Source organism: Haemophilus parahaemolyticus (assembly GCF_018373095.1).
Lineage (GTDB): Bacteria > Pseudomonadota > Gammaproteobacteria > Enterobacterales > Pasteurellaceae > Haemophilus_A > Haemophilus_A parahaemolyticus_A.
Genome location: NZ_JAHAHT010000126.1, coordinates 1 through 4,169, shown reverse-complemented (window position 1 = coordinate 4,169; position 4,169 = coordinate 1). Strand labels below are relative to the sequence as shown.

At 38.7% G+C, this 4,169-nt stretch carries 7 protein-coding genes and 1 pseudogene; all 8 read left to right on the top strand.

The window, feature by feature from the left end; all coding sequences use genetic code 11:
* The coding region (moaA, locus tag KH943_RS09440) for a GTP 3',8-cyclase MoaA (protein ID WP_304110345.1) at positions 1 to 918 on the top strand (918 nt) is incomplete at its 5' end.
* A gap of 67 nt (positions 919 to 985) precedes the next feature.
* A complete protein-coding gene (gene moaC / locus KH943_RS09435; protein ID WP_119222840.1) occupies positions 986 to 1,462 on the top strand; it encodes a cyclic pyranopterin monophosphate synthase MoaC in 477 nt (158 codons plus the stop codon).
* 9 nt (positions 1,463 to 1,471) lie between these two features.
* Positions 1,472 to 1,717: a molybdopterin synthase sulfur carrier subunit gene (moaD, locus tag KH943_RS09430; protein ID WP_304110344.1), complete on the top strand. Its 246-nt coding sequence runs from the start codon at positions 1,472 to 1,474 to the stop codon at positions 1,715 to 1,717.
* A gap of 1 nt (position 1,718) precedes the next feature.
* A complete protein-coding gene (gene moaE / locus KH943_RS09425; RefSeq protein ID WP_304110343.1) occupies positions 1,719 to 2,174 on the top strand; it encodes a molybdopterin synthase catalytic subunit MoaE in 456 nt (151 codons plus the stop codon).
* 183 nt (positions 2,175 to 2,357) lie between these two features.
* Complete coding sequence (locus KH943_RS09420) at positions 2,358 to 3,272, top strand: hypothetical protein (protein WP_304110342.1); 915 nt, start codon at positions 2,358 to 2,360, stop codon at positions 3,270 to 3,272.
* Positions 3,273 to 3,278: 6 nt separating this feature from the next.
* A complete protein-coding gene (locus KH943_RS09415) occupies positions 3,279 to 3,605 on the top strand; it encodes an STAS-like domain-containing protein (protein ID WP_119222944.1) in 327 nt (108 codons plus the stop codon).
* Complete coding sequence (locus tag KH943_RS09410) at positions 3,598 to 3,987, top strand: hypothetical protein (protein WP_304110341.1); 390 nt, start codon at positions 3,598 to 3,600, stop codon at positions 3,985 to 3,987. The genes KH943_RS09415 and KH943_RS09410 overlap by 8 nt, the downstream gene beginning before the upstream one ends.
* Before the next feature lie 2 nt (positions 3,988 to 3,989).
* Positions 3,990 to 4,169, top strand: a pseudogene (locus KH943_RS09405) (hypothetical protein); the annotation flags it as partial.

Sequence of the window (4,169 nt, the reverse complement as noted above, 5' to 3'; positions counted from 1 at the left end):
TGTAATTTTCGTTGTACCTACTGTTTACCTGATGGCTACCAGCCCCCTGCTCATAAACAAACGTTTTTAACACTCTCTGAAATTCAACGGGTAGCGAATGCGTTTGCATCACTTGGTACAGAAAAAATCCGCATTACAGGCGGCGAACCAACCTTACGCAAAGATTTCCTTGAAATTGCCCACTCTATCGCCCAAACACAAGGTATCCGTAAAGTGGCACTGACCACTAACGGCTACCGTATGGAAAAAGATGTCGCTGTTTGGCGAGAAGCGGGCATCACCGACATTAACGTAAGTGTAGATAGCCTAGACCCACGCCAATTCCAACTGATTACAGGCGAAAATAAGTTGCAATCGATCTTAAAAGGGATCGATAAAGCCATTGCCGTAGGCTACAAAAAAGTCAAAGTGAATGCGGTGCTGATGAAGCAATATACTTTACCTGAGCTTGACAAATTCCTTACTTGGATCAAGCATCAACCCATTCAAATGCGATTTATCGAACTGATGGAAACGGGCGAAATGGATCATTTTTTCAAAACGCAGCATCTTTCTGGTCAATCTATACTGCAACGCCTTTTACAAGAAGGTTGGGCATTACAACCAAAATCGCTTTCTGATGGGCCAGCGAAAGTATTATCGCACCCCGATTATATGGGCGAACTCGGTTTGATTATGCCTTATGAAAAATCGTTTTGTGCCAGCTGTAACCGCCTACGCGTCTCTGCCACAGGCAAATTACACCTCTGTTTATTTGGTGAAGAGGGCGTGGATATTCGCGATTTATTGCAATCTGATGAGCAAAAATTACAGCTTGAAATGCGTTTAAAATCCGCATTACAAGGCAAGCGAGAACATCACTATTTGCACATTGGCGATAGTGGCATTCGCAATAATTTAGCCTCGATTGGCGGTTGATTCCCTTGTAAGGACGTGTTGCTACGCCCTTACAACAGCTATATTATTTTTAAATAAAATTCTTACTATGACACAATTTACTCATATCAATCAAAACGGCGAAGCCAATATGGTCGATGTTTCAATGAAGCAAGAAACCGTGCGTGAAGCTCGTGCCGAAGCCTTTATCCGAATGAACCCTGAAACGTTACAGATGATTATTTCTGGCAACCACCATAAAGGCGATGTTTTCGCTACCGCTCGTATTGCGGGTATTCAAGCGGCAAAACGCACTTGGGATTTAATTCCGCTCTGCCATCCATTGATGCTTTCGAAAGTGGAAATTTCACTTGAAGCCTTACCCGAAACCAACCAAGTTCGCATTGAATCGCTTTGCAAACTCACAGGCAAAACAGGCGTAGAAATGGAAGCCTTAACTGCGGCAAGCGTGGCGGCACTGACCATTTACGATATGTGCAAAGCGGTGCAAAAAGATATGGTGATTGAGCAAGTTCGCTTACTCAGTAAAAGTGGCGGAAAATCGGGCAATTTTGTCGCGAAATAGGAGAAACAGATGATTACCGTACTTTTTTTCGCCCAAACTCGTGAATTGGTAGGCGTAGATAAATTAGAAGTCGAAGCACAATTTGAGACCGCAGAAGCATTACGACATCACTTAGCTGAACAAGGCAGCAAATGGGCATTAGCCTTAAAAGCAGGTAAATTATTAGTCGCTATTAATCAAAATATTGCTCCGCTTTCAGCTAAAATCAAAGAGGGTGATGAAGTGGCATTCTTTCCGCCTGTGACTGGAGGCTAAAATGAACAGCACACTCGTAAAAGTACAAACTGAATCTTTCGATCAGAACGAAGTTTACCACTGGCTAAGCGAACTCCACTCGGTTGGGGCAACCACCATTTTTGTTGGAAAAGTGCGAGAAATGAATTTGGGTGATGATGTTTCTGGCTTATATCTGGAACACTACCCTGCTATGACTGAAAAAGCCTTGCACGAAATTGTCGAAGAAGCCCGTAGCCGTTGGGAATTACAACGCATTGCAGTTATTCATCGCATCGGACAACTTTACACAGGCGATGAAATTGTACTTGTGGGTGTGAGTTCTGCCCATCGTGGCAATGCTTACGCCGCTAACGAATTTATTATGGACTACCTAAAAACCAAAGCCCCGTTCTGGAAAAGAGAAACCACAACACACGGCGAACGCTGGATTGAAGGGCGTGATAGCGATCAGCAAGCGGCTGAAAAGTGGAAATAGAATTTTAGTGGTGGCTGTTTTGTTTTTGGTGATCGGCTTTGTTTGTAAAATTACAAGCGAAAAGGCAAGCATTTCCCAACACGCTGGCGAAAATGCCTACCATGTGGGTAGGGATTTTAACTTTAATCAAAAATAGAAATTAGGGTGTGTTATTTGTGTAGGAAGGTTTAGGGTTTAGATAATATGCAGTTAATTGTGCCAGCTTATTTTAATATTTACTATAATCCGCTTGAGCCTTCTTCTTATCCTAAAAACAAGAATGTATTAGGTACTACTCAATTTATGCAGCTTTTATATTCTTGTTGCTTGGATTGGGGTATTCGAGAAATTGAATTAGATTTTAGGTTCATAGAAAAATTTACTTCAGCAGCCTCAACGGCATTATTTGCCCATATTTACCATTTACAACAAGTATCTCAAACAAAATTTACTTTTAACTTTCATCAAGCTTCAGAACAATTAAAGTTATTCAAAATAGCACTAAATGCAAATAATGAACAAAAATTACAAAATTTAGAAAAATCGTTCCATCCCTGGCAATCTGGCTGCATAGTCAATGATAAAATTAATCATATTATTGAATATTTCAATCATCTTAGAAATGAGTTGAACTTAGGTACTGAAGCTAAAAATACGCTTAGTTTATTGCAAACAGCCATTTATGAAGCGTTAATGAATGTGCAAGATCACGCTTATTTAGGTGATAAAGCTCATTTTGAAAAACGTTGGTGGCAAATGCTTTGGTGCTCTAATCGCAATAATCAAACGTTATTGAATTTTATTATTTATGATTTGGGGGTAGGTGTTGTAGAATCTTACCAACAACATAACCAGAAAAAAATTAGCCCACTTTTGCAACATCCGACCCTTATCTTTCAAGATGCGGTAAAATTGGGAAATTCCCGTTCTGGAGAAATTGAACGAGGTAATGGATTATATGAAATGTTACGACCTTTAGAACAGAAGCAGGTCGCTTTGTGGATGTATGCGAATAATGTACTTTTGCGTAAAGTGCCACAGGATAATATAGATGATTGTAATATTGTTCCATTTTCTCTTCCTGGAACCTTAATAGAATGGACTTTTTCATTGGAGTAATAAATTATGAATACAAAATACATTAATGTTGCAAAAGACTTTTCCCCTAAAGCATTTGGTCGCACTGAAGAACACGGCCCTTTTAATGGAACCAAATTTAGAAAAGAGTTTCTTGAGCCAATTTGGAAAGATTACGATCGGATTGAAGTCGATTTTAGTGATTTTGATGCTAGTCCTGGTTCCACTTTTTTAAGTGGGGCTTTCTTAATGTTGGTTACTAAAGATAACTACTCTTACGATGAAGTAAAAAATAAATTGGTTATTTTGCCGAAAGACAGTGTTTTTCCTTCTAGTGTTGATTTACTTTTAGAAAGAGTGAAACCAAATGCCTGATTTTAATGCAGATGATATTGCAAATATCATTTCAGGTCTGGCGTTTCTACTTTCCTGTTATGGCGTTTATCATTCTCACTCTTTAGAAACAAAAAGTGTAGCCCAAGAAAAACAAAATAAACTCTTCGAGATTGAAACAAAACTTGATTATATTCTTTCCAATTGTCAAGAATATAATAAATTCGTAGCTTATAAAGTAAAAAATCTTCAAGATGATTTACTTATATTTTGCAAAAAATATAAAGTAAATTCTGAACAGATGTTCCGACTATTCGCCAAAATTTATCTACCTATCTCAAATGATGGTGAGGATATTGAATATTCATTTGATGAAATTTCTAACAATGCCTCACTATTACTAAAATTTCTAAAGAATGCTTAATTATGGGCGTGCGTAAAGATGAAAAAAAGAATGGTAAGTGGATTGCTGAATTCTACAAGGACGGTAAACGCATTCGCCGTTGGTTTGACACTAAGGCTGAAGTAACTCGCTTTTTTAATACTGCAAGCCACTCATTGAAGTTGAGCCCCGTTCTGGAAAAGAGAAACCACAACACACGGCGA